Source organism: Sphingomonas sp. 7/4-4 (assembly GCF_027941955.1).
GTDB lineage: Bacteria > Pseudomonadota > Alphaproteobacteria > Sphingomonadales > Sphingomonadaceae > Sphingomonas.
The window spans coordinates 186,293-212,985 of record NZ_CP115960.1; the positions used below are offsets into that span (position 1 = coordinate 186,293).

Sequence of the window (26,693 nt, forward strand, 5' to 3'; positions counted from 1 at the left end):
CCCAAGCCGCTCATTGACACACCGACAGGCCAGCCCGCGGGCTGGTCACCCAGATCTTGTTGCCTTTCCAGTTATAGCCGTAGCAGGTGCGCAGGCTCACTCCGCCCGAGCTCACCACCACGCCGCGCGGCCGCAGGTTATCGGCGGTGCCATCCGCGCCATATTCATAGCTGGTCACCGTGATCGGTGCCGCCGGGTCGCATGTTGCGGCGTTCGAACCTGCGGCCGTCTGGCACTGCGTCTCGGTGGCTAGCAGCCAGATCGGAGACGATGCTTGCGTCAGCGACCCGCCCGAGTTCAGGATGTAGGCATATTTCTGAACATAGGTATTCAGCTTTAGCGGTCGAGCAGACCCAGCCGCAGGGGCGGGCCCCATCGTCGACAAGACTCCACCATGCGTCTGGTCATAGGCGAAGTCAGTAACATTCCCTTTCGCATCGCTGATGGTCAACGGAAGATAGCAAGTTGCGCTGCTGGCGCAGGGCTGCGCGGGAAAGGTCTGCGCTCCCTGCGTAATGGTCGTCAGCCCGGAGTTAGGCTTTGGATAAAAGATATAATATGGAAATCTATCGTCTCGTGAGCCGATCACGGCCTTGTTGCCCTCGGGCGAAGTAACGCTGGTTAGATACCGGCCGAAATAGGTCGGCAGATATTGCAGCCCCCGTTGATCTGTGAAGGATACCAGAACATAGCCGTGATAATCGAATGAAACCGAGTTTCCTGCGGGGTCGGTCCATGATGAATTATCATCGGGGAAATCGATATCCCCATCGCTCCTGCCTCCGGTTCCTGAGCAGCTGCAATAGAAATACCAGTTCGATCCGTCGGCAAGCACCTGATGCTCGACATTATTACGACCAGAGACGTAGTAGTTATTTATTTTGCATGTGGTTGTCCCGGGGTCGGTCAGGCATGTTATTTTTTGCGACCCATACGTCCCATAGTTATAATGAGCCGTATTGCCCCGCACGTCGGTAGCCTCTGTCAGATTTCCGCTCGTATACTGATAGGTAGTTTTCAACGCCGCCGTTGCACAAGTCGTTGAAGTAGATACGTAGTTCTGAGATAAGTTGAAAGCGCAGGCGGCGCTTACGGAGGTGCCGCTGTAATCGAAAACCAGCGCGGAGCCATCGTTTGCGGTTACCAGCTTGGGAAGTCCGTTCAAGCGAACGACATCAACATTCAGTCCGTTTGGATGCCTGATGTTAACATCTCGGCTTGTGCCATTAATAGTGTAAACCACGCCATTTCTGTTGGTGAATACGTAGTTTCCGCTAACCACTTGCAGGCTGGTATCTTCCTCGTCACTTTGCGGAACGGCTGAGGCCGGCAATCCATAATAGACATATTTCTCCCGGCCGATGATCACCGTCGTAGTCGCTTCGTGCGTCATTGAGGCGTTCCGCCATGTGATCCAGATGTCGTAATTGTGCGTCCAATTTGGGCCGAACCGCTTTGAGGAAGTCTCCGGCCCGCCGAGATACGATCGCTCCAGCGTCAGCGCCCCGATCGAAAGATCGGTCGCCGACGTAGTGAAAGTGCCGTCGACCATGTTTATGCCAGTGGGGCTCGCCGTAATCACTTTGGGCGGGGTGAGCGTCGACTGCGCTTCCGCGGATGCCGTGAAACCAGCCGCGACCGTTATGGCCAGCGCTGCGAACGCAGCCCGGCGCGAAATCCGGAACATCGATTTCCCCTTCTCAGAATATTGCATCGCGCGGTGTTCTCGACGTGTTGCGGGTGAGCACGGAGACCGCCGCGAGACCCGGAGACGACGCCCGACCGCTTTCCACATACGGAGGTGGGCCAAGGTGAGCCAGGTTGCCGTTGAACTGCCTACGATCACCGTCAGTGTTCCTTAGAAGCCGATCCCGAGCTGCCTATGGCGCAGCCGGAACTGGAAGCTGTGAAATAGCTAGACCTGCACACAGACATTTGAGTTACCTGTCACGGTAACGCTGACGCTGCCCACGGCGGTCGCCCCCAGACTGTCTGAAATCGTGTAGTTAACGGTGTAAGATCCCGGGAGGCTGGCAGCCATCTGGATCGAAGTGGAGTCTGCGATGTCGACCCACATCGATGGGTTGGAAGCGGTGACGCCGACCAGCGAGAGCGGCGTGTTGCCGTCCGGATCATAGTCGTTGGAGAGCACATTCAAAGTCTTGTAGGCCGCGCAGTGGAAGGACGTGCTGTCTGCCACCGCAACAGGGGGCGTGTTTGTCGGCGTTGGGGTGGGAGTCGGGGTAGGAGTAGGCGTAGGCGTCGGAGAGGGCGCGGGCGTCGTGCAGGGTGCACCGGCCGCTCCCACGACATACTGCGCACGGTTCCCCGCGGCGTCGAAGCAGGTCCCCGTCACAAAGCCGGTGTTTGGCCCGCCGCTCGTGCTCGTGCTCACCAGACGCCCCAGGGCATCATAGGAATAGCTGGTAGACTCCTGTGCGCGGGCATGGCTCGACGTGGCGACCAGTGCGCCGAGCGCAGACCCGGTCATCCAGCAGGCGCGCAGGAAAGTTCGGCGCGCCGAAGGCCGCAGATTCATTTTAGATGTCCCCCAAACGAGCGGGTATGCGGCCGCCGTAAGAAACCGAATTCAATCGCTATCGTGAATTTCGCCTGCGAGCCCCGTGGCGAATCGATTTTCGTTCTTGGAGGATGTGAGCGCAAGTCACGCTTATGCGCAACATTTTATTGGATGGTTATCGAGCGACTAAGTACGAACTCTCTCTGTGCCCGGCGGCGGGCCCGTGCGCATGGTGGACCGGTGCTGGATTCGCCAATCTTCACAGCTGTGCGTCAGGTTTCGACCATGGCGTGGTCCTACGGCTCCTCGCTCATCGAACCGACTGGTTCGAGCGTCCTCGTCGCGTCCATTCACTGGCTAGAAGGAACGTTGCTTGGCACGATCGCGACGACCGTCGCCGTCATCTCTGTCGCCGGCATTGGGTTCATGGCGCTCACTGGCCGGGTGGACTTGAGACGCGCTGCCACCGTCATATTGGGATGTTTCATCCTGTTCGGGGCGGAGAGGGTTTCGCGCTCGACTCCCTCCACCGCCAAGGACTCCTCCACAGGGGTCCGTACCGGGCTACCCGGGATCGACTTTTTCCTCCTGAAAACAGATGCTTAGCCGATCAGCTCGGCCACGGCCGTCCGTATCCGTCCGGCCCCGTTTCGGCAAATCCGGGTACTTCAGCGTGGTACGCGCGGTCGGAAAATCGTGGTACTTTTCAGGAGACCGACATTGCTCACCGACGCAAAGGTTCGCACCGCCAGGCCCCCGGGGCCAAAGCGATGCCCTGCCTGGCTCTGGATCCCGCTTCGCGGGGATGACGCATTTTTGAATGGGACGGCGCCGCCCCGTTCACCCCCGCCAGTCGATCCACGCGCCATAAGGGTGGCATGTCGCCAGCAGCCGCGCCTCGCCGCCGGGCCAGCAGGTCAGCCAGAGCTGGACCTCACTGCGATCCGGCGTCCATTCGAAGCTGATCCATGCCAGCGGCCGCTCCCTGGTGGCGCGCGCGCCGGCGGCGGCGATCAGGTCGGTCGCGACCTTGCGGTCGGCGGCTTCCAGATATTGCAGCACCATCGAATGGAACACCGCGCGGCAGCGCCCGCCGCCTGCGGCTCGGCCAGCTGCTCGGCAAGCCACGACACTGCATCGGCGCGCGTGATCCGCGGCTTGTGGCGCTGCGCGAGGTCGAGCGCGTGGCGCAGCCGTTCGGCCCGCAGCGGCTGATCGGCGAAGACGAACGAGAGCAAGCGGTCACGCGTCGCTTCGTCGGCGGCGTCGAGCGGGTGTAGATCTACGCCCTGCGCCGTGATCACTTCGATCGCTGCTCTGGGCGGCTGCGCCCCGTACCATGTCGGCGCGATCCGCACCGGCGAGTCCGCCGCGCCCGCCGCCAGCCCGCCCAGATCATAAGCGTAGAGCACGAGATTGAGGTTGAGCCCCGCGCTCGATCCCAGTTCGAGCAGTTCGAAGGGCAGCCCGAACCTGTCGCCCGCCACCATCAGCGCCGACAGGATCGCCGCGGCGCGATTGACTTCGTTGGTCTGGGGCGGCTGCTGCATCCAGTGCGCGATGAACGCATCCTCGGACGCCATCGCCGCCGCGATCGCCCCGTCGAAATCGTCATGCTGGCGCCGGTAGAGCGATTCCAGACGCCGCGGACGCCCCCGCCGGGCGAGCGCGTGGATCGCGGCATTGAAGCGCATCGCCAGCGCCGCCGCGGAAGGATCGCCGGGCCACGACCGGATCAGCGCGGCGGTGCGCGGCGCCCGGCCGAGATGGCGTTCGCCGGCTTCGAGTATCTTCGCGACGAAGGGCGAACCGAGAGTGCGGGCGATGTCCGCCTGGCGCGCAAATTCTCCCCGGGTCGCAAGATGGTCGTTCATATTCCTCCGGGGCGCGCCGGGCACCGGCCCGGCGAGAGATCAGGTCTGGCAAGGATGAGCGGCCGCGCCCGGTCAGGAGACGCGGCCGCCCGGGTCCTCAGAACGACTGCCAGTCGTCATGGCCGTTCGCGCGGGTCAGCGCGGAGACGGCCGCAGCGGGCAGCGGCTTGACCGGGCCGTCGAAATGGATCGACGACGCCTTGCGCGCTCCGCTCCTCGGCGATCCGACGTTGAACCGTGCCGCCTGCTCGCTGAGCGCAGCGACTTCGCCCGACAGGTTGCGCGCAGCCGCCGAGGTTTCCTCGACCATCGCGGCATTCTGTTGAGTCGACTGGTCCATCGTCCCGATCGCGATCGAGATCTCGCTGATCGCAGTCGACTGGGCCTGATTGTCGGTGGCCATCTCGCCGAGCAATTTGTGGACCTCGCCCACATCGCCCGAAATGTCGGCCAGCGCCGTATCGACCTTCTGCACCATCTCCACCGCCGCGACGATGTCGGTCTGGGTAGCGGTCAGCTGATCGCGCGCACGGCCCGCTTCTTCTTCGGCCCGCATCGCCAATGCCGAGACGAGATCGGCCACCACTGCGAACCCGCGGCCCGCTTCGCCCGCACGGCCTGCTTCCACAGCGGCGTTCATCGCCAGCACGCGAGTCTGGAAGGCGATCTTGTCGAGCCCCTCGATGACGCTGTCGATGCCCTTGGCGCTCTCGGCCACGCGCGTCATCGCCTGCATCGCCTCGTCGGCGGTCGAACGGCCGGCGGAGACAGTCACGATCGTCCCGTCGGCGCGCTCGACCGTGCGGCCGGCGGCGGCGGCGGTCTGCTTGAGGCGACCGTCCATCTGGGTCACCGCAGCCGACGTCTCCTCGAGGCTCGCGGCATTGGCCTCGGTGCGCCGCGCGAGGTCTTCGGACGCCTGGGCGATCTCGTTCGAACCGTCGCGGATCGTCGAGGCGCTCTGCATCACGGTGCCGATCAGGCTGCGCAGCTCGGACACCGCGGCGTTGAAGTTGGTCTTCACTGCCGCATAATCGCCCGGGAAGTCGCGCGTGATCTCGGCGGTGAGATTGCCGTTGGCGAGCTCGGAGAGCTGCGCCGACACCGTCTCGACCACCATCTTCTGCTCAGCCTCGGCGCGCGCATTGGCGGTCTCGGCGGCTTGCTTGGCCACCGCAGCGTCACGGAACACCAGAACCGCGCGCGCCATGTCGCCCAGTTCGTCGCCGCGATCGGTATCGGGCACGGCGATGTCGTTCTTGCCCGCGGCGAGATCGGCCATCGTCCGGGTGAGCCCGCTCACCGGCCGCGCGATCATCCGGGTGAGCAGCATCGCCAGCCCGATCGCGATGCCGATCAGCGCAACCGCGCCGATCGCCAGCACGAACAACGCCGTCTTGATCGCAGTCTCCTGACTCGCGCCATTTTCTTCGATCAGCTTGGTCTGGGTGTCCTTGATCTCGCGCAGCGGCAGCACCGCGGCGCTGGTCAGCACGGCCTTGCCGGCGGCGCGCACTTCGGCTTCCGCCGCGTCGCGCTGCCCGGCCTTGACCTTCTCGATCAGCCGGTCGCCCCAGTCCTTGCGCCATGCGAGGGTTTCCGCGCGCGATTTGAGCAGCGCCTCTTCCTGCTTCGGATCGACCAGGATCTCCTCGAGCTCGGCCGAAGCCTTGTCGTAATCGTCGCGCCCCTCATTATACGATTTGAGGTAGCTCTCGTCCCCGGTGACGAGGAAGCCCCGCATCTGACTGTTCTGCCGCAACAAGGCGGTTTCCAGCGCCTGCGCCCTGGCGTGGATCGACTGACTGAGATTGTTGTGGTCGGTCGCACTGCGAGATCGACGAAATGCTGGTGAAGAACACCAGCATCACGATCGCCGCCGTCGCGCAGACCGTCAGGAACGACAGACCCAGCTTCCTCGGGATTTTCATCGATTTCAGCATGTTAGCCACTTTTGCTCTTTCGTTTCTCTTTGCATTATAGATCGACCCGAACAGATCGACCCGAATGCGCCGGTTTTCCTGGCCCGCCCCGGAAGTCGAAGCGGACCAGCGTCACGTCATCGATCGCGGTGATCGCGGCGCGTGTCGTCGGAAGCGTGCAACAATGAGGTCCGGGCCGCCGCGCATGCGGCGACCCGGACGATGCGCTGATCAGAAGTCGAAGCGGACCGATGCCGAGATCGTCCGGCCGTTGAGCACATGGGCACGTGCCACGCCGACCGCCGGGATCACCGGATCGTCGATCGCAGTGATCGCGAGCACGTCGAACAAATTGGCGGCGTTGACTGCGAGCGTCACCCGATCGACCGGGCGGAACTGCACGAACGCGTTGGTCGTCGTGTAGCCCGGCACCTTGAGCGTGTTCGCCGCGGTGGCCCAGCTGCCGGTCGTGCCGACGATCACCGCACCGACGCTGAACCGGTCGGTCGTGATCTGCGGCGTGACCTGGTAGATCAGCTTGGCCTGATGCTGCGGCACATTGCCTGCGAATGCGGGGTTGATCGCGTCCTTGCTGATCTCCGCGTCGGTATAGGTCGCGCCGGCGGTCAGGCTGAAGATACCCATCCGATAGCCGCCCTCGACCTCTCCGCCGATCGCCTTGTAATCGCGCAGCAGCGGCAGGCCGGTGGTCGAGTCGAGATTGGTGTCCTCGGCCTTCGCCCAGAAGCCGGTCAGGTTGAGCGTCAGATTGTCGTTGCGGTACTTGAGGCCGGCCTCGGCCTGGTGCACCACATCGACGCCCGCATCCTTGTCCAGCAGGCTGCCGTCGGTCTTGCTGACGAAGGGGCTGAACTGGATGCGGTCGGCACTGGCGCGGCCGCCGCGGCTATAGCGCGCAAACACCGCGACCGGCTCGGCGATGCGCCAGAGCGCGCTGACCGAGTAGCTGAGATAGCCGTAATCATAGTCGACCGGCGCCGGACGCGTGAGCGGCGAGATCGCGACCTGCATCTCGGGGACCGAGATCACGCCGTCGCCGTTCATGTCCTTCGCGGCAACGCCGACGCGGCCGCCGCCGAGCTCGGAGCCGATCACCGTGCCGCGCGCCTTGCCGAAATCATAGCGAAGGCTGCCGCCGATCGAGACTCCTCCGAGGCGCAGATTGACCGAGGCGAAGGGCGCGTTGGTGGTGTAGCCGAGCCGGTAGCCGCGACGGAACGTGCCGACGGTCGGGCCGCCATAACGCAGCGTGCCGTCCTGCGTGATCTTGACGCCGGTCGCGGTGGCGACGTCGAGCAGCTGTGCGTCGCCATTGCCCGTGACGCCGCTGAGCACCGTCGCCCAGTTCCAGTCGGAGTCGATCGTCTGGTGCGAGCTGTACAGGCCGACAGTGGTCGTCAGATCATTGCCGCCGACATTCCACACGCGGCTGGCGCGGATGTCGTTGGTGACGTTGTTGAGGCTGTTGAGATCGGTATCCGCGAGCATCATCAGCGCGGCCAGGCCGTTGCCGTTGAGCGTGGTCGGGTTGGCGATCGTCGCGCCGGCGTTCGGGCCGCTGGCATAGCGCAGCGTGCCGCCCGGTGCGCCGAACGCCGCCGTCATCACCGCCGCGGGCATGAACTGCGCGTAATAAATGCCCATGGTGTGGTTGGACATGTCGGCATAGCGGAAGCGCTCGGTGATATCGAAGCCGGCGACTTCGAACTTTGCCTCGACGCCGACCGACTTGACGATCGGGTGCTGGCCGGCGGTCACGTCGTCGTTGACGACCTGGTTGTTGCCGTCGAGCGTCAGCTGGCTCTGATAATTGCGCGAGAACAGCGAGTCGTGGCGCGCATCGTAATTGGCGATGTTCTTGTAGACCGGCTTGTCGTTGGTGCCGCTCACGCCGAGCGCGGTGATGTCATAGGCCGGCGTGATGTCGTCCATATACTTGCCGTAGAAGCGGATATAGCCGCCCTCGAATTCCTTGGTGACGTTCAGCTTGATCTGGCCGCCGCGGGTCGAGTTGAAGCCGGTCGCGCGCGGGCCTTGGCCATCGCGGTAGAAACCGCCGACATGGAAGCGCAAAGTCGGGCTGATGTGCGCGCCATAGTCGAAGTCGATGCGGCGCATGCCGTAATCGAGGCCGGTCGAGAGCTGCACGGCGCCGCCGTCGGCATCGCCGGTCTTCGAGATGAAGTTGACGATGCCGCCCGGCGAGTTCGACGCGAAGGTCGAGGCCGAACCGCCGCGGATCGCCTCGACGGCGGCGAGGCTCAGGTCGGCGCGTAGAAAGGCGTCGGCAGTCGAGAAGGCGATGTCGCCGAATTCGAGGATCGGCAGGCCGTCTTCCTGCAGCTGCAGGAACTTGGCGCCGGTCGATGCGATCGGCAGGCCGCGGATGGTGATGTTGGCATTGCCCTCACCCGAAGCGGCCTCGGAGCGGATGCCGGGGATGTCGCGCAGGATCTCGGAGATCGAGCGCGCGCCGATCTTGTCGATCTCGGCGGCGCGCAGCGCGCTGGTCGACGTGGCGCTGTCGAGACGGTCGCGGCCCTTGGCGACGCCGGTCGAGAACACTTCCTCATTGCCCTTCTTCGCGGGCGCTTCGGCCTCTTGCTGCGCCGGGGCAGCGGGCTTGTCTTCGGCCAGGGCCGGCGAAACCAGCGCGAACGGCGCGACGGTCAACAGCAGATACTTCTTCATTGCTTCATTCAGCCTTTGCATTGCGCGCGATCGTTTCGATCGGCGCGTCGTTTGAACCTGCTCCCTGGCCGGGCCGCGAAGCCTCGACAGGACTGGAGCAAAAGCCCGGCCGCACAGGCGCACCCGGGTAATCTGATGATCAGAAATCGAACCGGAGCGGTGCGGCGGCGCGGCCGGCGATCGCCGCGGCAACGGCCGCCACCGCCGGCGCGAGCGGCGCAGCTGCGGGCAAGAAAACACCCCGTTTCATTCCAAGCTCCCGAAAGGATTATGCTGATCCGTTATAGGATGAGCCCGGAGGGAGCCGGTGCGGACGCCGCCATATTTACCGGAAAATCAGTGTGGCGCCGCTCGAGCTTCCCTCGCGCGGCGGCGTCCGCGTCCGCAATTTATCGGAGGCGCGCGGAAGTCCGTGTTAACCATGCTCCACCCGGAGCGCGTGCAATGAAGGTGTTTACATCAGTGTATTAGTGTAATAATACACCTGTCATGTGGTGGATGCACGCTTTGACAGGGCTGGCGCTGATCCAGTCGGCGCCGGCGGACCCGGCCAGGCCGGATGCGGCGGCCCATGCGCAGGACGATGTCCGATCGGTCGATGCGGCGTTCTGGGATGCCTTCAACCGCTGCGACCGCGCGGCGATGGGGCGGTTCTTCTCTGATGACGCCGAATTCTACCACGATCAGACCGGCGTGACGCGTTCGCGCGGAGCGATTGTCGAGAGCCTCGTGCGCGGCTCCTGCGGGACGCCCGGTCTCCATTTGCGGCGGGCAGTGGTTGCCGACAGCATCCAGGTCTCCCCCATCCCCGGCTTCGGCGCGATCATGGCCGGGAAGCACGTCTTTTACGCGAAGCAGGGGAACGCGCCCGAAGTCGCAGCGACCGAGGCGCGCTTCACGGCGGTGTGGCAGCACCGGCAGGGCCGCTGGGAGATGACTCGCGTGGTCAGCTACGACCACCAGCCGGCCCCTTATGCCCCGCCGGCACCGGGGCTGCTTCTCTCCCCGGCGGCGCTGCCGGCTTATGCGGGCGTGTGGCAGAGCGATGTCGGCCCGATAAGCGTGAGCGTGGAGGGCGACGCGCTCGTCCTTTCCTCGGGCAGCCTGCGCGTGACGCTCGGCACCCTCACGCCCGACCGGTTCTTCGCGCGCGAACGCGATCTCCAGTTCCAGTTCTCGTCCGATCGATCGACGATCACCGTGGAAGAGAAGGGCAAGGTGGTCGCAAGGGGCAGGAAGGCCGCTGCCCGCCTTTGACCGGCTTCCTCACCGCTTCAACATCGCCACCAGCGCATCCGCCGCCTCGCGAACCTGGTCCCACACCGTGTCGAAATCCGCTTCCCCGCCATAATAGGAATCGTGCGCCGCCTGCTTCGTGTCGGCAGCGCGCGCACGTCTAAAACAGGCGAAGACCGAGTTGCACCCCGCGCTGGCATCGGGGGCGCCTTTCGAGAGCCCAGCGCCACCGAGCGCCGATAGCGAGAGCCTCGACGAGACGTTCGTGGTGAGCCGCATTGAGACCAGTTGTTCGTCGGACAGCGTCGCGCCGGGGCTCTGCGCATAGCCATAGGCGACTTGTCCCGAAATGCCCGCTCCCAGTGCCGCATTGAGCCCAGCCTGGCCCGCCAGGGTGTTGCGCAGGTGGTAGCCGTCCGGACTCCCCGGCATCGTGTAGGTGACGTTCGCGAACGGAGTGACTGGACCTAGCGCCTTCGAGGCTTCGGCACCCACGGCATAATCGGTTTTCCCGGTCCCGAGCCCGGCCTTGGCCGTCGGTAGCTTCACTTGCCCATAAGCGGCGAGGTCGACGGCCTTGAGAGGTGCTACCCATGCAGCGCCCAGCCTCAGATCGCCCACGCCCTGCCGACGCATCCGCGTCGCGGGTTGGGTGGGATCGACGATGATCGGAAGGCCGAACAATCCGCCGCCGCCCGTCACTACGTTCCCAGGCGCATCGACCTTGGTGTAGGGCAGGGAAGCCGACAGGATCACGCGGCCCTTGACCACGCGCGCGCCAGCGACTGCCGAGCGGCCCTCTATCCGCTCTCCGGTGCCATAATCTCCCGTCCGATATTCGGCCCCGACGCTCAGTTCCGCGCGCGCGTTGCCAGGACGTGAGACCGGCTCGGCGCGTTGCTGCGCCGCCACCGGCGAGGCGAGGAGCAACAGGCCCAGGGCAACCGGATACGCGTGCATGGGATTCTCCATTCTCGATACGTGCGTACGAGAACGAGGGCCGCCGCAGGTTTAATCCCGAAGCTTCACCGCGGCCGGGACCAGCGCGCGTCAATCGCGGCACGCTCACCGCCAGCATCGAGCGGTTCCCCGGCCATCATGTCCTGCGCTTCCGCCATCAGCGCGGCACTCGCCGAACCGGCCTGACGGTATTCGGTAGCGGCGCTCTCCCCGCGGTACGGAGCGACTGGACTTGCCAGCCGGCCTCGCTCCGGCAGGCGATCGCGGCCTGGGCGCCGGTTTCGAAGGCGCGGCAATATTCGCCGTCGGACCGGCGAAACGTCACGATGATCCGGAGCGAGGCGCCCGCCGGCTGCGCGGAGGCGAGTTGGGTGTCGAGCGCCTTCGCAGTCTCGCCGCGTGCGACGAGCGCTCCGTCGTGCATCGCGAAGGGCTCGGCCTGGGGGAGCCCCCGTCCGATCACCAGCCCCAGCGCGAGCGCCGCGGCGACTGCGCCGCCCGCCGGCAACCAGCGCAGCAAGGGCCGGCCACGCTTCGCGCGAACCCCGGCGATATTGCTGACTTTGCCCGACGCGCGGAGCATTTCGACGAGCGATTCCGGCGGCGGCGTGGTCGCAAGCGGATCGAAGGCCGAGCGCAGCCGCGCGCGCATCCCGCGGTGCCGCGCGATCTCTTCCGCAAGCGTCGCGTCCGCTTCGGCGGCGCGCTCGACTCGCTTCGCCGCGATCGGATCGAGCTCGCCATCGACATAGGCCATCAGCATTTCGGGATCGATGCTCATGCCGCCTCTCCCAACCGCGCCATCAGCGCCGTGCGCCCGCGTACGAGACGCGAGGTCAGGGTACCCATCGGGATCTCGAGCATCTCGGCGGCTTCCTTGTAAGCGAAGCCCTCGACCAGGACGAGCGCGATCACTTCCCGCTGCTCGTTCGGCAGGGTGGCCATCGCGCGCATTACCTGGCCGAGCTCGACGCTGGCCTCGATCGCGCGGTCTCCGCCATCGCCCACGGTTTCGCCTTGCTCGGCCGCGACGAAGGTCTTGCCGCGCCGGTTCGTCGCGCGGGCGGTGTCGATCCATAGATTGCGCATGATTCGATACATCCAGCTGTCCAGTCGCGTTCCGGGCTGCCACGAGGCGCGCGCGTTGATCGCCCGCTCGACCGCAGCCTGGCACAAATCATCCGCATCGGCCGGCGACCGGGCGAGCGCATGCGCGAACCGCCGCAGCCGCGGCAGGAGCGCCACCATCTCGTCCTCGAATGCCACGTCCTGCGGATTTCCTCGCTATTGCCGGATGAAACGAGCGGGCTCCCCCGTTTCATCCCTGCATGACACAAATCCTTGCCCGCGTTAGACCCGAAAGGATGAACCGACGTCCATGGTTGCTCGTCGCAGCGCTGCTGATCGCGCCGTCGCGGGCAAATGCGCAACTCCTGCCGGTGCCTTCGCTGCCAGGCCCCGTCGGTGGCGTGGTGCGCGACCTTGGCGCCTCGCTCCCGCAGAATCCGCTGGTGCAGCAGATCGACCGCGCCGCGCGAGGGCTCGTGCGCGAGCGGCTCCAGCGGCTCGAGGAGATCGCGCGGCTGCATCCGGACGCGATCGAGCTGGACCGCGACGGCAATCCAGTCCGCGCGCACGAGATCGTGGTCGAGGATCCGGATGAGGCGCTGCTTGCCCGGGCGGACGCAGCGGGCTTCGCCTTGCTCGAACGGGAGACGATAGAAGACCTGGAGATCGGCTATGCGCGCTTCCGGGTGCCGACGGGCAGGTCGTTGCGGGCCGCACTGAAGCGCATGCGGGCGATCGCCGATGGCCGCAGCGTCTCGGTCGATCCGCTGCATTTCGCCAGTGGCAGCATGGGGTCGGGCGCAGCCGGGAGCGCAGCACCTCTTTCGGCGGCGTCCAGCCCGCTGTCGGTCGGCATCATCGACGGCGGTGTCGACTCGCGGGTGATCGTGGGTCCGCTGGTGCAACAGGCATTCGCGGCGGGCGGGCCGAGCCCGAATGCGCACGCGACCGCCATCGCCTCGCTGATTCAGGGAACCCCGGCGATCCGTGGTGCGGCGCCGCAAGCGCGGCTGATGATCGCCGACGTATACGGCCGCGACCCCGCTGGCGGGAGCGCAACGGCCATCGCACGGGCGATCGGCTGGATGGTGCGGCAACGCGTGCCGGTCGTCGCAGTGAGCCTCGTCGGACCCGCCAATCCATTGCTCGCGCGCGTAGTCGCGGCGGCACGGGCGCGCGGTACGGTGATCGTGGCAGCGGTCGGCAATGACGGTCCAGCCGCGCCGCCCGCTTATCCCGCTTCCTATCCCGAGGCGCTCGCAGTGACCGGCGTCGACGGGCGAAGCCGCGCGCTGATCGAAGCGGGGCGGGCGCGCCACCTCGATTATGCGGCACCCGGCGCCGACATGCTTGCCGCGGGACTCGCCGGACGGCCCGTGGCGGTGCGGGGCACCTCGTTCGCCGTGCCTTTCGCTGCGGCCCGGCTCGCGCGCCTCTACGCGGCACCCGACAGCGCGGCGCTCGCCGGCGCACTGCGCACGCTCGACCGCGAGGCACAGGATCTCGGCAAGCGCGGGGCCGACCCCGCCTATGGCCGCGGCCTGGTTTGCGGTGATTGCCGCACGCCGAATAAATGAGCGACCGGCGGGATTAAGCCGGCGCGGGCATCCGTTTTCGAGGCGAGCGCGCGAGATGTGCGCGCCATGACGCGAAAGGAAAGCCCGATGAAAACGCTCTTTCTGGCGACGGCCGCGGCCCTCGTTTTCTCTGCGGCACCGGCATCCGCCCAGCTTCTCGGCGGCGGCGGTCTCGGTGGTACGATCGGCGGCGGAGGTTCGCTCGGCGGCCTTGGCGGTACCCTCGACCGCGCCCCTACGGGCACGATCGACCGCGTGCGCGAGCCGGTCACGACCACCACCCGCTCGACCACGCGCGCCGATGGCAATGCCCGCGCCAATTCGAACGTCGACCGGCACAGCGGCCGCGTCGCCGCCACCGGTGGCGCCGATGGGGGCGGGAGCAGCACGCTCGATAGCGCCGCCGGCGCGCTGGGCACTACCGGCAGCGGCACGGCCTCGGGCTCGGCCGGGGGCAGTGCGAATGCGGACCTGATCGGCACCGATGACGTGCGGAACGTCGCCGGAAGCGCCGCGAACACCGCGCGTGGCGCGGTCGGCAGCACCCGCGAGATCGGCCACCGGCGCACGGGATCTTGCGCAGAACGCTGTCGGCGGGGTCGCCAACGGGACGGGTTCGGTCGCTGGTAGCGGGGCTGCGGGCGGCTCGGCGAGCAATGGCCCACTCGCGTTGAGCGGCTCTTCCGCAGCCGACGCGCTCGGCAGCTTCGCGGTTGCGCCGGGTATGGAGGTCACCGACCTGAGAGGGCGGACGATCGGCACCGTCCGTACTCTCGTCACCGACGCCCGCGGCCGGGTTCAGGCGGTACGGATGGAAGTCGGCAAGCGGCTGGCGACCGTCCCCGCCGCCAATTTCAGCGGCTCCGGCGACGTGCTGGTCTCCGCTGCGTCGAAGGGCGAGATCAAGGAGTTGGCGGAAGACCAATCGGCCGATTGATCGGAACGCCGCCTTATGGGTTTGGGCGCTGATGCGGAGTCAGCGCCCGGGCCCTGGCGGCCTCGATTAACGAGGCACTTGGTTGGGGGCCGCGAGATCCGGCTCCGCAGGTGCCGGCGGGCCACCGGGCCGGGCCGCGGCTACCTCGGAGTATTTACCGCAATATTGGGCGCCGGCATGGCCGCGGAGCACTTGCACGCCGCAATAGTCCTTGCGGTGCATGGCCACATCGCGAAGGACCAGCGCGCGCCCACTATGCAGCTCCACCGTCAGAAGCCCGTCGGGGCCCACCCTTACGAAGGCCGTCGACAAGATGCGACGTCCCTGGGCCTCCTGGAGCGAGATCGGCCGGCAGAACCGGGGCAGGTTCTTTTGTGGTCCTCGGATCGTGGATCGGGTCGTGCATGGCGCTTTCCTGAGGAGATGGCGTGCAGGCGACGAGCGCCGCCGCGAATGACGGCAAGATGCGGATCATCGCGTTCCTCCCTGAACTTGAATACACCTTTCCGATACGCCAACCGCGTCTTCAAGTCACACTTAACATTATTTTCCAAACTACCTGTGATTCAATTTCTACTCCGACAAATTCCTCGATCCGTCGCTCTAATTACTCATGTCGACCCGAATCGGCATGGATCGCTTCGGCGCGGATCGGCAATGCTTGACAGCATCAATTTTACGTAAAGCATGTGGTTACTCGGCTCCGTTCCGCGAGCTCGCCGCATGATTGGGCTTTGCGGCAAGGACTTTGCGATCGGGCCACACAGGGGGACCACGAATGCGCTTTTCCGAAATCGGCGACTACATGCCTGCGGGTGTCGAGCCTCATCTCTCTTCGGAGCCGCTGAGTGAAATCATTCGCTACGAAGGCGAAGAGGTCGGTAATTATACGCCCGCCGGGGATCAGCCTTCTATTTCGGAGGACCTGCTGAGCGGAATCGTTCACTACAGGGCCGAGGAGGTCGTCGACGACACGCCTGCCGGAGGCCAGCCTTTTGACTCACAGGGTCCGCTGGGCGAAATCGTTCATCACTGGGTCGAAGAGGTGGGCGACAACACGCCCGCCGGAGACCAGCCTTTTGTCTCGCAGGACCCGCTGGGCGAAATCGTTCCCTACAGGATCGAGGAGATCGTCGACGACACGTCCCCCGGAGGCCAGCCCTCTGTCTCGGAGGAGCCGCTGAGCGAAATCGTTCACGAGAGGGTCGAAGAGATCAGCGACGACACGCCCTCCGGAGACCAGTCTCCTCTCTTGGGACCCGCTGAGTGAAATCGTTCACCAGACAGTCGTGGAGGGATGCGGCTGTGCAGCTTGCCAAGACTTCCGTGATGCCGCCACGAAGGACGACGACAACGCGACTTCCGGCGGCGGCGGCACTGGCGCCAATCCCGAGGGCAATAACCTCGGCGTGTTGCTGCCGCTGGTCACCAACCCGGATGGGAGCCGGTCCATCACCGGTAACCGGAACGTCGATGCGATCCTGATCGGTGCCAAGTGGGGCACCCAGAACCTGACCTACAGCTTCCCGGAGTCGGGCTCGAACTACAATGGCTCGGGCTACGACAGCAACGGCGTCAACCTCTACCAGCTCGAGCTGGGCTCGATGCAGCAGGCGGCGGCGCGCGCGGCCTTCGCGCAGCTCTCCGCGGCAACCGGCCTGACGTTCACCGAAATCAACGACACGGACACGGTCCACGCCAATATCCGCATCTCGCAGACCGGCGACGCCGACGTTCCGTCCGCCTATGGCGGGTTCCCGTCCGACACGCGCGGCGTCGCGGGCGATATCTGGTTCGGCCGCAACAACCAGCCCTATTACGACATGGCCACGCAAGGCACATGGGGCTTCGCCACCATGATGCACGAGATCGGCCACACCATGGGGCTGAAGCACGGGCACCAGGACTATACCAACACCGATCTGTCCTCTTATTTCGGGTCCTCCCCGCGCTTCGGCACCCAGTCCCTGACTCCGGACCGTGACGGCCAGGCCTGGTCGCTGATGACCTATACGCCGGCGCCGTTCACCAACAGCAACTTCGCCGGCGAGAAGGTCAACCAGCCCCAGACCTACATGCAATACGACCTGGCTGCGCTGCAGTATCTGTACGGCGCCAACTACACGACCAACGCCACCGACACCGTCTACAGCTGGAATGCGACGACCGGCGAGATGTTCGTCAACGGCGTCGGCCAGGGCGCCCCGGCCGGCAACCGGATCCTGATGACCCTCTGGGACGGCGGCGGTAACGACACGCTGGACCTCAGCAACTACGCCGACGGGGTCACGGTCGACCTGCGTCCGGGCGCGTTCTCCACCCTCGACCAGGACCAGATCGCCAATCATCTGGCCTACCAGAACCTGACCGCGCTGGCGCCCGGCAACGTCGCCATGTCGCTGCTGTACAACAACGACGCCCGCTCGCTGATCGAGAACGCGAAGGGCGGGGTCGGCAACGACATCTTCGTCGGCAACATCGCCAACAATCTTCTCGACGGCGGCGCCGGCAGCGACACGGTGATCTTCACCAACCCCACGGGTATCACCGTCACCCTGAACGACACGAACGCCGACGTCATCGTCACGCATGATGGCGAAACCGATACGCTGCGCAGCATCGAGAATATCGGCGGCACCGGCGGCAATGACGCGATCGTCGGCAACGGCCAGGCGAACACCCTCGCCGGCGGCTCCGGCGGCGCCGACGTGCTCCTGGGCCTCGGCGGCGACGACCGTCTGATCGGCGGCGGCTTCACCACCACCACGACCTACTCGGCGCCTTCGCAGGCGGACATCACCAAGGCCCAGTCCACCAGCAACGGCTCTATCGCCGCGGCCGTGGACACGGCCGGCGCCTTCGACGTGGACGCCAATCCGAACATCACCAACGCGACCACGCTTCCGCACGCGACCATCAACGCAACGGCCGCTGGCGGCTCGGTCGAATATTACCGGGTGGACGTCACGGTGGCCGGGTCGCAGGCCGTTTTCGACATCGACGGCACCGGCACGCTCGACGACAGCATCATCGAGCTCGTCAACAGCTCGGGCACCGTGCTGGCCACCAACGACACCGGTCCGGGTGACCCCGGCACGACCGTCAACGACGATGCTTATATCAGCTACACGTTCGCCGCTGCGGGGACCTATTACATCCGCGTCGGCAGGTACACCGCTGCCACGGGCAGTGTGGCGCAGCCACTGCTGGCGGGGCAGACCTATCAGCTGAACATCTCGCTCCAGAACGCGGCTGTCGTGACAACCACGGTCGCCGCGAACAACACCAGCAGCGCAGTGCTTGACGGCGGCGAGGGCAACGACTTCCTCCAGGGTACGATCGCTGACGACATCCTGACCGGCGGCAACGGCAACGACACCGCCTCGTTCGTGAATGCGTTCAGCGCCGGCTCCACGACGGGCGTCACGGTTGACCTGAATGTTCAGGGCGCGGCCCAGAACACCGTCGCGGCCGGTTCGGATACTCTGACCGGCATCGAGAATTTGATCGGTTCGTCGCTCAACGACACCCTCACCGGCGACGGCAACGAGAACGTCATCGAAGGCGGCCTGGGCGACGACGTCCTCGCCGGCGGGGGCGGCGTCGACACCGCCTCCTATGCGGGCGCTTCGGCCGGGGTGACGGTCAGCCTCACCGCGCAAGGGTCGGCACAGAACACCGGCGCGGGCTCGGACACGCTCAGCGGCTTCGAGAAGCTCGAGGGCTCGGCATTCAACGACAACCTGACCGGCGACGCCAACGCCAACACCCTCTCGGGTGGCGCGGGCGACGACACGCTGAATCCGGGCGCGAACACGGCCGGCGCCGTGGACCTGCTCGACGGCGGCGCGGGCAGTGATACCGCTTCGTTCTCCGGCTCCGCCTCGGCGGTAATGGCGGTGCTGAGCGGCGCGAGCGACGGCTTCGCCATGGTTGGAGGCACGACCGTCGCCACCCTGCGCAGCATCGAGAACCTGCGCGGCGGCTCCGGCGCCGACTTCCTCATCGGCGATGCGAACGGCAACGTGATCGACGGCGGGCTCGGCGATGACGTCCTGAGCGGTGGCGACGGGGTGGACACGGTCTCCTTCGCGAGCAACGGCGCCACCGGCATCACCGTCAACCTGGCCACGCTGACCGCTCAGAATACGGGTGCCGGCAACAAGACGATCATCGGGTTCGAGAATGTCCGCACGACCGGCGGCGCGGACAACATCACCGGCGATGCCGGCGACAACGTCTTCTTCGAGGCCGGGGGCGCCGACGTCTATAACGGCGCGGGCGGCTCGGACACGGTGGACTATTCCGCCGCGACCTCGTCGGTGACGGTGAATCTGAACACCGTCACGGCTCAAAATACGGGTACGTCCACCGGCTCCGACACGATTACCAACGTGGAGAACTTGGTCGGCGCCGCCGCCAATACCAACACCCTCACTGGTGGAAGCACCACGGCAAACCGCCTCGTCGGCGGCGCGGTCGCCGATTTCCTGATCGGCGGCGGCCTGGGCGATACCCTGATCGGCGGTGGCGGCAACGACGTGATCTTCGGCGACTATGTCAACACCTTCAACACCGGGTTGACCACGGCTGACGGCGCCGACGTGATCGAGGGCGGCGCAGGCAACGACCAGCTCGTCGGCGGCATGGGCAACGACATCCTGCGCGGCGGCGACGGCGACGACACGCTGGTGGGCGGGATCGGCAATGGCACGGCGGCGGGCCTGAGCACCGTCTACACCAACGACGGCGGCCAGGACACATTCGACGGCGGCGAAGGCTCCGACATCGCCTATGCCTATTACACCGACCAGACCGGCGGAATCGCATTCGACCTGGCGAACGTGGCCGGCAACAGCGCCATCACCATGGGCGGCGTCGCGGCGGGTTCCTTCACCAGCATCGAGCGGGTGATCTTCCGCGGCGGCTCGGGCGTGGACATCGTCAAGGGCGGCGGCACGCTCGACACTCTGGTCGGCAACGCCGGCGACGACGTCCTCGACGGCTGGTTCGGCAACGACACCCTGTCCGGCGGGCTCGGCAACGACACGCTGATCGGTGGCGAGGGGCTCGATACCGCCACCTATGTCAACGCGACGGCGGGCGTGAACGTCGATCTCAGGATCGCCGTGGCCCAGGACACCGGCGGCGAGGGTATCGACACCCTGAGCGGCATCGAATACCTCACCGGATCGAACTTCGGCGACACCCTGCGGGGCAACGATGCCTTCAACCTCCTCGTCGACAACGCCGTAGCCGGAGCCGCGGGCCAGACCGACTCGCTGTTCGGCTATGGCGGCAACGACAGCATCCTGGTCACTCGAGCTGCGGGGACCGTTGCCACCAACGTGAACATCGACGGCGGCGACGGGGACGACTTGCTGGAAGTGCGCTCCGGAACGCTGTCCACGGCCCTCGCAACCAACGCCTCCGGCCTGATCGGCAACACCTACGCGGCGCTGGGCACGACCGGCAATCGCTACCTCGACACCGTCGTGGTGGATGGCGGCGCCGGCAGCGACCGGATCATCCTGACGGCGGTGAAGTCGGCGGTTGTCGACGCCGGGTCGGGCGACGACATCCTCAGCGTCAGCCTTCTCGGTGCGGCGACGGAGTCGAAGCACACCCTCACGCTGGGCACGGGCCAGGACACGATCCAGCTTGCCGGCACCGGCGCAGTCGCCAGCACGACGGACCACGGCAACCTCGTCACCGACTTCAAGGTCGGCAACGCGGGCGACCGGTTCGAGATGACGACGTTCCTGAACGGCTCCCTGCTCGGCTACACGGCCAACTCCAACGCCTTCGCCAGCGGCCATCTGCGGCTGGTTCAGTCGGGGACCGACCTGCTGCTGCAGGTCGACCGCGACGGTGCCGGCGCGACCAACAGCTTTGTGACCATCTTTACGATCGCGGGCGGCTACACGGGTGGGTTCACCGCCTTCAACTTCGACGGCTTCATCGGCGATCTGGTCCTGACGGGCTTCGCGTCCGACGAGACCATCATCGGTGCCACCGGCAACGACGTCCTCAGTGGCGGCGACGGCAACGACTGGCTCGACGGCGACGGCGGCAATGATACCCTGTACGGCGGCGCGGGCGACGACCGGATCGACAGCTTGTCCGGGATCGACACGATCTACGGCGGCACCGGCGATGACAGCATTTGGGTGGCGAACGCGGCGACGCAAGTGCTGGAAGCGGAGGGCGAAGGCACCGACATTGTCTACGCGTCCGTCAGCTACACCTTGGCGGCGGGGAGCGAGATCGAGCAGTTGCAGGCAGCTGACCTGCTCGCCACCACGGCGATCGGGCTCACCGGCAACGAATTCGCCAACACGATCACCGGCAATGCCGGCGCCAACACGCTCGACGGCGGAGGTGGCAATGACACGCTGTATGGCGGCGACGGGGACGACATGTTGTTCGGCGGAACCGGCCACGACAGCGTGTGGGGCGGCGACGGCAATGACCTGCTCGACGGCGGCGACGGCGACGACACGATCTTTGGCGGGGCGGGAAGCGATACCGTCAGCTATGCGGCCGCCGCGGCGGGGTGGAAATCGACCTATCTCTCCTTGAGGAACAGCTGACCCGGGGCGCGGGTGTCGATATTCTGGTGTCGATCGAGAATGTGATCGGGTCGGGATTCGCCGACGTGCTTGCCGGCGATCGTTCGGCGAATGTGTTGACCGGCGGCGCGGGAAGCGACCAGTTCGTGTTTGCCGATGTCGAGTCCGCCGCGGGGGATAGCATCTCCGACTTCGCCCCGGGCGATCTGATCGATCTAAGTCGGATCGATGCCAATGGCGCTATCGCGGACGATGGCGTGTTCGATTTCATCGGCACCGCGGCGTTCGGCGGAGTTGCCGGGCAATTGCGGGCGACAGCAGCCGGCGGGGCCTGGTTGGTGGAGGGTGATATCGATGGCGATGGCGTCGCCGATTTCGGCATTCTCGTGACCACCGCGGGGCTTGGGCTCGCTGCCAGCGACTTCATGCTGTAGCCGCCCTCGACTTTCTCGCGATTCGAGTGCTTGGGGCCGGGTAGGCCGTCAGCGTCCGTAGTGGCAGGCCTTCGGGGATGACATTCGAACTTCCTTTTGGGAAGATGCGGATGACGTCCCCGGACGGCTGCTGAGGTTGAGGCTGGTAGGGGTACTGCCGCCCATCATCAAGATTGCCGGCAAGGATTCTGGCCACATTGCGGACGCAGGCGGAGACGCGCTTCCCCATTCCGCACGTCGATTGCGGCAAATGACCCCCGAATCTGCCGGTCCGACACGCTAGCGGGCGTCCGCACCATGCTACGGTACTGCCATGAAGGAGGGGCCCGGGGTGCCGATCGTCATTCCGGTAGCTGGAAGATTGCCTCAACAGGTGTCTCAAACAGCCGCGCCAACTTCAGTGCGAGCGTCAGGCTCGGCTCGAACCGGCCAGTCTCTATCGAGTTTATCGTCTGGCGCGACACCCCGACTTTTCCGGCCAGGTCGGCCTGGGTCCAGCCCTGCGCAGCCCGAAGGGCTTGCAGACCGCTGATCACCCCCATCTGCGCCAGGCGTCCGCGGAAAAGAGGGCGAAGAGCAGCAGACCGCCATAGACCATTCCTTCTGGCGAGAATTGTCCCACCCAGCCCGGCAGCGAGGTCATCCACCACAACAGGGTGATGGCGATCGCGCAGCTGCCCATGCGGACAAGGACGAAGCCCTGCACCCGGTGGAACATCTCGTCCTGTCGCAAGCCGAAGCGCCACCAGGCGATCGCGCTGACGAATCCGCCCAGTATCGCAACGAGCACGAACGCACTGAGCCAGGGCGATGCCCGCAGGCCGTCGAGCCCGGTGCTGACGGCCGCGGCAGTATCTCCGCCACGCATCCATCGACCGAGGTGGAAGCCCTTTTCGGCGATTGGAAGCAGCAACAACAGGGCCGGAGCCGAACCCGCCGCGAGAGAGATCGTCGCCAGCCGTTTTTCCTCGCGGTCTAGCGCGCTCCATTTGAGCGTGCCGTTGTGCGACTCGTACATGCCTGTCCCTTCCGGTTGCGTTGCAGGAGGAGTAAAGTATGCTTGTCCATAGTCAAGTATATTTGTCACGTCCGGAATTTTTGGCGTGCCCGCCAGAATCCCAGGCGAGCAAGCACCGGAGCGAATCTCACAGGCCAATTGCTGCCATTGCGTGGGTGACGACTTCGCGCCCAAAGTCGGCTGTTAAATTTACCGGCAATAGCTCCTGAAAGCCGCCGCTCATGCAAGGCGGTGGTCGGAGGCTGCCTATTGCGGGCTGCGGATCGCGGGTTCTGGCAGTTCGCGAACCCTCGCCGCCCCGCGATTCATCGCCGGAGGATGGAGTGGCAAGCATTTGGCAGCCCGGTCCCGGTGTTCGTGGTGAGCTTCGCGCTGTCCCCGTCCAGCTTGCAAGGGACTGCGTTTAGCCGCTTGCTCATCCACGACGTTCTGGTAGCGCTACCATCAAGTTTCGCGTAGCGCATCAAGAGCGCACGGGAAGAGCAGAGGGAGGCAGGGATGCGAAAATTGTCAGCCACGTTCGCAATTGCCGCGCCGCTCGTTGCTCTCGCGATACCGGCCGCCGCCCAGTCGCCTCTTCCCGCACCGTCGGAGAGGCAGCGCATGATTGTGCTGAGCGACATCGAGGCCGATCCTGACGACACCCAGTCTTTCGTTCGGCTCTTCCTCTATGCCAACCAGATCGACCTCGAAGGTTTGGTGGCGACCACGTCGATCCACATGAAGACGCAGGTTCATCCCGAGTCGATCCGTCGCATCATCCAGGCTTACGGAAAGGTACAGCCAAACCTTGCCAGGCATGAGACCGGCTTCCCCGTGCCCGACCGGCTTGGCGCTCTCGTGCGTGCAGGGCAGCCTGACTATGGCATGGCTGCCGTTGGGACGGGCAAGGACACGCCGGGATCGCGTCTGATCGTCGAGGCGCTCGAGCGCAGCGATGCGCGGCCGCTGTGGATCTCGGTATGGGGCGGTGTGAACACGCTGGCCCAGGCATTGCACACGATCCGGGAAACCCGCTCACCGGAGGTGGCGCGGCGGCTAATCGCCAAGCTGCGCGTGTACACCATTTCGGACCAGGACGACGGCGGCGCCTGGATCCGCAAGGCCTTTCCCGAACTGTCCTACATCGTCAGCCCCGGCGGCTATGGCGCCGGCACCTGGACCGGCATCCACACCGTCATCGACGGCGCGGACAATCGTACGATCAGCAATGCATGGCTGCGCGAGAACATCCAGCAGGGCCATGGGCCGCTCGGCGCGAGCTATCCCGACGTCTCCTATGGCATGGAGGGCGATACGCCCGCCTTTCTCTCGCTGATCCCGACCGGTCTGAGCGATCCGGAACATCCTGACTGGGGAGGGTGGGGCGGCCGGTACGAACTCTACACGCCGCCGGTGGCGACGACCGATCCAGCCGGCTTCAGCGGCGTGCCGGTCGAGCCGGAGACAAGGCCGATCTGGACCAACGCGATCGACACTTTCACCCCTCAGGTAGCGGGTGAATTCGGCAGAGCCCACGCGCCCGGGGGCCGCGCCATCAAGGATTTTCGCTCCGGGATCTGGCGGTGGCGTGACGACATCCAGAACGACTTCGCCGCGCGAATGGACTGGACGGTGCGGTCCTTTGCAGAAACAAACCACGCGCCGCAGGTGCGGCTTGCCCATCCGGATCGGCTGACCGTCAAATCCGGCCAGCGTTTCGTGCTGAGCGCGGCGGACAGCATCGATCCCGATGGTGATAGCCTGAGCTTCCAGTGGTTCCACTATCAGGAGATCGGCCACTGGCAGTCGCCGATCCCAAATGGCATTGCTGCCAACATCCACACGGTCGATTTCATGGCCCCGACCGTCATCGCGCCGCGTGAGGCGCATTTTATCGTCAGGGTGACGGACAAGGGAACGCCCCCGCTCACGCGATACAGGCGTGTGATCCTGACCATCACGCCCTGAACCACCGCCAGCCTAAGGCCGGCAGCTAAGCGCCCAAATTTTGTCATTCCAGCGAACCGCTGTTGCTCCCGAAAGCCGCTGTTCGTTCAGCGGGTCGGCCCATCACCTGCGCATGTTTCTGACGCTGGATTGCGACGGCGACGCAGATCGATTGCGATTTCGATCGGCGAGACAGGTGAATCGGCGTCCGCGTGTCGATTTGGCGAGAGCGGTAACTTTCGATTACAGATCCTCGGCGCCGGATTGTCTTGGCTAGCGAAGCAGCCGCGATGCGTAGCGGGAATCGGGTGAGATCAATGGACAGGGACGCGGCAGTTCGGGAGTGGTTCTGCCGGGAAGTGCTTCCTCTGGAGGCATCGCTGCTGCGTTTCATCCGGCGGAACTGGCCAGCGGCCGACGACGCGACCGATTTGATGCACGACGTCTACGAGCTGGCGATCACCGGCGCCCGGAACGCCATTCCGCACAATACGCCCGGATATCTGTTCACCGTAGCGCGGAATCACCTTATCAACCGCGCCAAGCGGGCACGGATCGTGTCCTTTGAGCTCGTCGCCGACCTCGAGACCGTTGTCGCCGACATCGACATGTTCGAGGCGGAGCGGCAACTGCACGCGCGCGATGCATTGCGACGCGCCCAGGCCGGGATCGAAAAGCTGTCGCCGCGCGTCCGGGAAGTCGTGCTGCTGCGCAAGGTGGAGGGGCTCGACGTTGCCGAGACATCGGAGCGGCTGGGCATCGGCAAGGACGCGGTCAACCATCAGCTCGCAATGGGCATGAAGGCGCTTGCCGATCACATGCTCGGCGGCGCCGGCAAGATCGTCCGGCGCCGATACAGCGCCCGGCGGACGGAAAGGGGCGAAGGATGACCGACGCTCGCTCGGCACGAGACCGCGCCGCCGACTGGATCATCGCGCGCGAGCAAGGCAGCTGGTCCGACCACGACCAGCAAGCCCTGGACGCCTGGCTCGAGGAGTCCGACCTGAACAAGGCTGCCTTCTGGCGCCTCGAGCACAGCTGGCGTGAAGCGGACCGCGTTGCCGCCCTTGGCAGTGGCCTCGCCGCAGCGCCGCGAGGGCGCGCATCTGCCTGGCGGCTGCGGCCGCGAACCTGGGCTGCCCTGACCGCTCTGGCGGCCTCCGTTGCAGCAATTGTCGGCGTGAGTTTCCACGAAGCGCGCCCCAGCAGGCAAGCGGCTGTCGCCACGGCCAGCTTCGCCACGGAGGTGGGCGGGCATCGCTCGCTTGGGCTTTCCGACGGCAGCCGTGTCGAGCTCAACACCGACACGCGGGTGCGAACGGCGATCGGCGGAGATCGCCGCGCGGTGTGGCTCGACAAGGGCGAAGCGTTCTTCGAAGTGTCGCACCGCGACGGGCTGCCGTTCATCGTGCACGCCGGCTCCCGGGAGATCACGGTACTCGGCACGAAATTCTCCGTGCGGCGCTTCGGCGGCAAGGTGACTGTCTGGGTGCGCGAGGGGCGGGTGCGTGTCGAGAATGTCGAGCATGCGAGCGCGGCCCGCTCGGCGGTCGTCACGGCCGGCGGCGTCGCGCTGAGCGACGGGGCGGCGACGCTGGTCACGTCCGCTTCGCCCGAACGCGTCGAGCAGGCGCTGTCATGGCGAGAGGGGATGCTGAGCTTCGACCAGGAGCGGCTCGGGGACATCGCTCTTGAGTTCAACCGCTACAACCGGAAGAAGATCGTCATCGGTGACGCCGAAGCTGCGAATATCCGCATCGGCGGCGCCTTCCCGGCTTCGGAGCCCGATGCCTTCGCGCGGCTGCTCCGCGATGCCTATGCGCTCGAGATCGAGGAAACGCAGAGCGCGATCAAAATTCAGAAAAAGACATTACAGCTGCCGGGACGTTGATTGTCTCTATTCCCTGAGACGGGTGGCTGATGGAGCACCCGC

At 65.6% G+C, this 26,693-nt stretch carries 21 protein-coding genes and 1 pseudogene; 12 read left to right on the forward strand and 10 right to left on the reverse strand.

The genetic code is table 11. The features are described 5' to 3' along the window. Window positions 1-10: 10 nt before the first annotated feature. A complete protein-coding gene (locus tag PIB19_RS01020) occupies window positions 11-1,687 on the reverse strand; it encodes a DUF6531 domain-containing protein (protein WP_271239318.1) in 1,677 nt (558 codons plus the stop codon). A 228-nt stretch (window positions 1,688-1,915) separates the two neighbouring features. Continuing rightward, window positions 1,916-2,200 carry an Ig-like domain-containing protein gene (locus PIB19_RS01025; protein ID WP_271239319.1) on the reverse strand — a complete coding sequence of 95 codons (285 nt, stop codon included), beginning with the start codon at window positions 2,198-2,200 and terminating at the stop codon, window positions 1,916-1,918. A gap of 606 nt (window positions 2,201-2,806) precedes the next feature. Here PIB19_RS01025 and PIB19_RS01030 point away from each other — a divergent pair. Next, complete coding sequence (locus PIB19_RS01030; RefSeq protein WP_271239320.1) at window positions 2,807-3,127, forward strand: TrbC/VirB2 family protein; 321 nt, start codon at window positions 2,807-2,809, stop codon at window positions 3,125-3,127. 234 nt (window positions 3,128-3,361) lie between these two features. Here PIB19_RS01030 and PIB19_RS01040 read toward each other — a convergent pair. Both PIB19_RS01040 and PIB19_RS01045 read right to left on the reverse strand, forming a co-directional pair. Beyond that, window positions 3,362-4,395: pseudogene (locus tag PIB19_RS01040) on the reverse strand (DUF2332 domain-containing protein). Window positions 4,396-4,492: 97 nt separating this feature from the next. Continuing rightward, window positions 4,493-6,160, reverse strand: a complete 1,668-nt coding sequence (locus PIB19_RS01045; RefSeq protein WP_271239323.1) for a methyl-accepting chemotaxis protein — start codon at window positions 6,158-6,160, stop codon at window positions 4,493-4,495. 80 nt (window positions 6,161-6,240) lie between these two features. Here PIB19_RS01045 and PIB19_RS01050 point away from each other — a divergent pair, with 80 nt between their 5' ends. Then, complete coding sequence (locus PIB19_RS01050) at window positions 6,241-6,378, forward strand: hypothetical protein (protein WP_271239324.1); 138 nt, start codon at window positions 6,241-6,243, stop codon at window positions 6,376-6,378. Between the two features lie 170 nt (window positions 6,379-6,548). On the opposite strand, the gene PIB19_RS01055 is transcribed toward PIB19_RS01050, so the two are convergent. After that, the gene (locus tag PIB19_RS01055; RefSeq protein WP_271239325.1) at window positions 6,549-9,029 is read right to left on the reverse strand and encodes a TonB-dependent receptor domain-containing protein; all 2,481 of its coding nucleotides are present in this window, start codon (window positions 9,027-9,029) and stop codon (window positions 6,549-6,551) included. Between the two features lie 498 nt (window positions 9,030-9,527). Between PIB19_RS01055 and PIB19_RS01060 the strand changes: the two genes are divergently transcribed. Beyond that, window positions 9,528-10,286, forward strand: coding sequence for a nuclear transport factor 2 family protein (locus PIB19_RS01060; protein ID WP_271239326.1), 759 nt, complete (start codon window positions 9,528-9,530; stop codon window positions 10,284-10,286). A 9-nt stretch (window positions 10,287-10,295) separates the two neighbouring features. On the opposite strand, the gene PIB19_RS01065 is transcribed toward PIB19_RS01060, so the two are convergent. From PIB19_RS01065 to PIB19_RS01075, 3 genes are all read right to left on the reverse strand, one after another. Continuing rightward, on the reverse strand, window positions 10,296-11,225 hold the full coding sequence (locus tag PIB19_RS01065) for a hypothetical protein (protein ID WP_271239327.1): 930 nt from the start codon (window positions 11,223-11,225) through the stop codon (window positions 10,296-10,298). A 157-nt stretch (window positions 11,226-11,382) separates the two neighbouring features. Next, window positions 11,383-12,006, reverse strand: coding sequence for an anti-sigma factor family protein (locus tag PIB19_RS01070; RefSeq protein ID WP_271239328.1), 624 nt, complete (start codon window positions 12,004-12,006; stop codon window positions 11,383-11,385). Further along, the gene (locus PIB19_RS01075) at window positions 12,003-12,491 is read right to left on the reverse strand and encodes an RNA polymerase sigma factor (protein ID WP_271239329.1); all 489 of its coding nucleotides are present in this window, start codon (window positions 12,489-12,491) and stop codon (window positions 12,003-12,005) included. Before PIB19_RS01075 ends, PIB19_RS01070 begins: the two co-directional genes overlap by 4 nt. Window positions 12,492-12,589: 98 nt before the next feature. Here PIB19_RS01075 and PIB19_RS01080 point away from each other — a divergent pair, with 98 nt between their 5' ends. From PIB19_RS01080 to PIB19_RS01105, 6 genes are all read left to right on the forward strand, one after another. Then, entirely contained in the window at window positions 12,590-13,870 is a 1,281-nt protein-coding gene (locus PIB19_RS01080; protein WP_271239330.1) for a S8 family serine peptidase, read from the forward strand. A gap of 87 nt (window positions 13,871-13,957) precedes the next feature. Next, window positions 13,958-14,500 carry a hypothetical protein gene (locus PIB19_RS01085; RefSeq protein WP_271239331.1) on the forward strand — a complete coding sequence of 181 codons (543 nt, stop codon included), beginning with the start codon at window positions 13,958-13,960 and terminating at the stop codon, window positions 14,498-14,500. A gap of 40 nt (window positions 14,501-14,540) precedes the next feature. Further along, window positions 14,541-14,807, forward strand: coding sequence for a hypothetical protein (locus PIB19_RS01090; RefSeq protein WP_271239332.1), 267 nt, complete (start codon window positions 14,541-14,543; stop codon window positions 14,805-14,807). Window positions 14,808-15,585: 778 nt separating this feature from the next. Beyond that, the gene (locus tag PIB19_RS01095) at window positions 15,586-16,077 is read left to right on the forward strand and encodes a hypothetical protein (RefSeq protein WP_271239333.1); all 492 of its coding nucleotides are present in this window, start codon (window positions 15,586-15,588) and stop codon (window positions 16,075-16,077) included. A 19-nt stretch (window positions 16,078-16,096) separates the two neighbouring features. Further along, a complete protein-coding gene (locus tag PIB19_RS01100) occupies window positions 16,097-21,400 on the forward strand; it encodes a M10 family metallopeptidase C-terminal domain-containing protein (RefSeq protein WP_271239334.1) in 5,304 nt (1,767 codons plus the stop codon). Continuing rightward, window positions 21,364-21,813 (forward strand): M10 family metallopeptidase C-terminal domain-containing protein, encoded by a 450-nt coding sequence (locus PIB19_RS01105; protein ID WP_271239335.1) that lies wholly within the window; start codon window positions 21,364-21,366, stop codon window positions 21,811-21,813. Before PIB19_RS01100 ends, PIB19_RS01105 begins: the two co-directional genes overlap by 37 nt. Window positions 21,814-22,154: 341 nt before the next feature. Here PIB19_RS01105 and PIB19_RS01110 read toward each other — a convergent pair whose 3' ends face one another. Beyond that, on the reverse strand, window positions 22,155-22,355 hold the full coding sequence (locus PIB19_RS01110; protein ID WP_336297228.1) for a helix-turn-helix transcriptional regulator: 201 nt from the start codon (window positions 22,353-22,355) through the stop codon (window positions 22,155-22,157). Further along, on the reverse strand, window positions 22,346-22,831 hold the full coding sequence (locus PIB19_RS01115) for a hypothetical protein (protein ID WP_271239336.1): 486 nt from the start codon (window positions 22,829-22,831) through the stop codon (window positions 22,346-22,348). The genes PIB19_RS01110 and PIB19_RS01115 overlap by 10 nt, the downstream gene beginning before the upstream one ends. Before the next feature lie 603 nt (window positions 22,832-23,434). Here PIB19_RS01115 and PIB19_RS01120 point away from each other — a divergent pair. The 3 genes from PIB19_RS01120 to PIB19_RS01130 all read left to right on the forward strand — a co-directional run bounded on the left by PIB19_RS01120 (window position 23,435) and on the right by PIB19_RS01130 (window position 26,651). Beyond that, on the forward strand, window positions 23,435-24,781 hold the full coding sequence (locus PIB19_RS01120) for a DUF1593 domain-containing protein (RefSeq protein WP_271239337.1): 1,347 nt from the start codon (window positions 23,435-23,437) through the stop codon (window positions 24,779-24,781). Window positions 24,782-25,077: 296 nt separating this feature from the next. Then, window positions 25,078-25,650: an RNA polymerase sigma factor gene (locus PIB19_RS01125; protein ID WP_271239338.1), complete on the forward strand. Its 573-nt coding sequence runs from the start codon at window positions 25,078-25,080 to the stop codon at window positions 25,648-25,650. Next, entirely contained in the window at window positions 25,647-26,651 is a 1,005-nt protein-coding gene (locus tag PIB19_RS01130; RefSeq protein ID WP_271239339.1) for a FecR family protein, read from the forward strand. Before PIB19_RS01125 ends, PIB19_RS01130 begins: the two co-directional genes overlap by 4 nt. The last annotated feature ends 42 nt before the right edge of the window (window positions 26,652-26,693 follow it).

Coding starts and splice junctions, on each gene's coding strand:
- PIB19_RS01020 (WP_271239318.1), bottom strand. CDS start 1,687: ATGTTCCGGATTTCGCGCCGGGCTGCGTTCGCAGCGCTGGCCATAACG.
- PIB19_RS01030 (WP_271239320.1), top strand. CDS start 2,807: ATGGCGTGGTCCTACGGCTCCTCGCTCATCGAACCGACTGGTTCGAGC.
- PIB19_RS01050 (WP_271239324.1), top strand. CDS start 6,241: ATGCTGGTGAAGAACACCAGCATCACGATCGCCGCCGTCGCGCAGACC.
- PIB19_RS01055 (WP_271239325.1), bottom strand. CDS start 9,029: ATGAAGAAGTATCTGCTGTTGACCGTCGCGCCGTTCGCGCTGGTTTCG.
- PIB19_RS01060 (WP_271239326.1), top strand. CDS start 9,528: ATGCACGCTTTGACAGGGCTGGCGCTGATCCAGTCGGCGCCGGCGGAC.
- PIB19_RS01065 (WP_271239327.1), bottom strand. CDS start 11,225: ATGCACGCGTATCCGGTTGCCCTGGGCCTGTTGCTCCTCGCCTCGCCG.
- PIB19_RS01070 (WP_271239328.1), bottom strand. CDS start 12,006: ATGAGCATCGATCCCGAAATGCTGATGGCCTATGTCGATGGCGAGCTC.
- PIB19_RS01080 (WP_271239330.1), top strand. CDS start 12,590: ATGAACCGACGTCCATGGTTGCTCGTCGCAGCGCTGCTGATCGCGCCG.
- PIB19_RS01085 (WP_271239331.1), top strand. CDS start 13,958: ATGAAAACGCTCTTTCTGGCGACGGCCGCGGCCCTCGTTTTCTCTGCG.
- PIB19_RS01095 (WP_271239333.1), top strand. CDS start 15,586: ATGCGCTTTTCCGAAATCGGCGACTACATGCCTGCGGGTGTCGAGCCT.
- PIB19_RS01110 (WP_336297228.1), bottom strand. CDS start 22,355: ATGGGGGTGATCAGCGGTCTGCAAGCCCTTCGGGCTGCGCAGGGCTGG.
- PIB19_RS01115 (WP_271239336.1), bottom strand. CDS start 22,831: ATGTACGAGTCGCACAACGGCACGCTCAAATGGAGCGCGCTAGACCGC.
- PIB19_RS01120 (WP_271239337.1), top strand. CDS start 23,435: ATGATTGTGCTGAGCGACATCGAGGCCGATCCTGACGACACCCAGTCT.
- PIB19_RS01125 (WP_271239338.1), top strand. CDS start 25,078: ATGGACAGGGACGCGGCAGTTCGGGAGTGGTTCTGCCGGGAAGTGCTT.
- PIB19_RS01130 (WP_271239339.1), top strand. CDS start 25,647: ATGACCGACGCTCGCTCGGCACGAGACCGCGCCGCCGACTGGATCATC.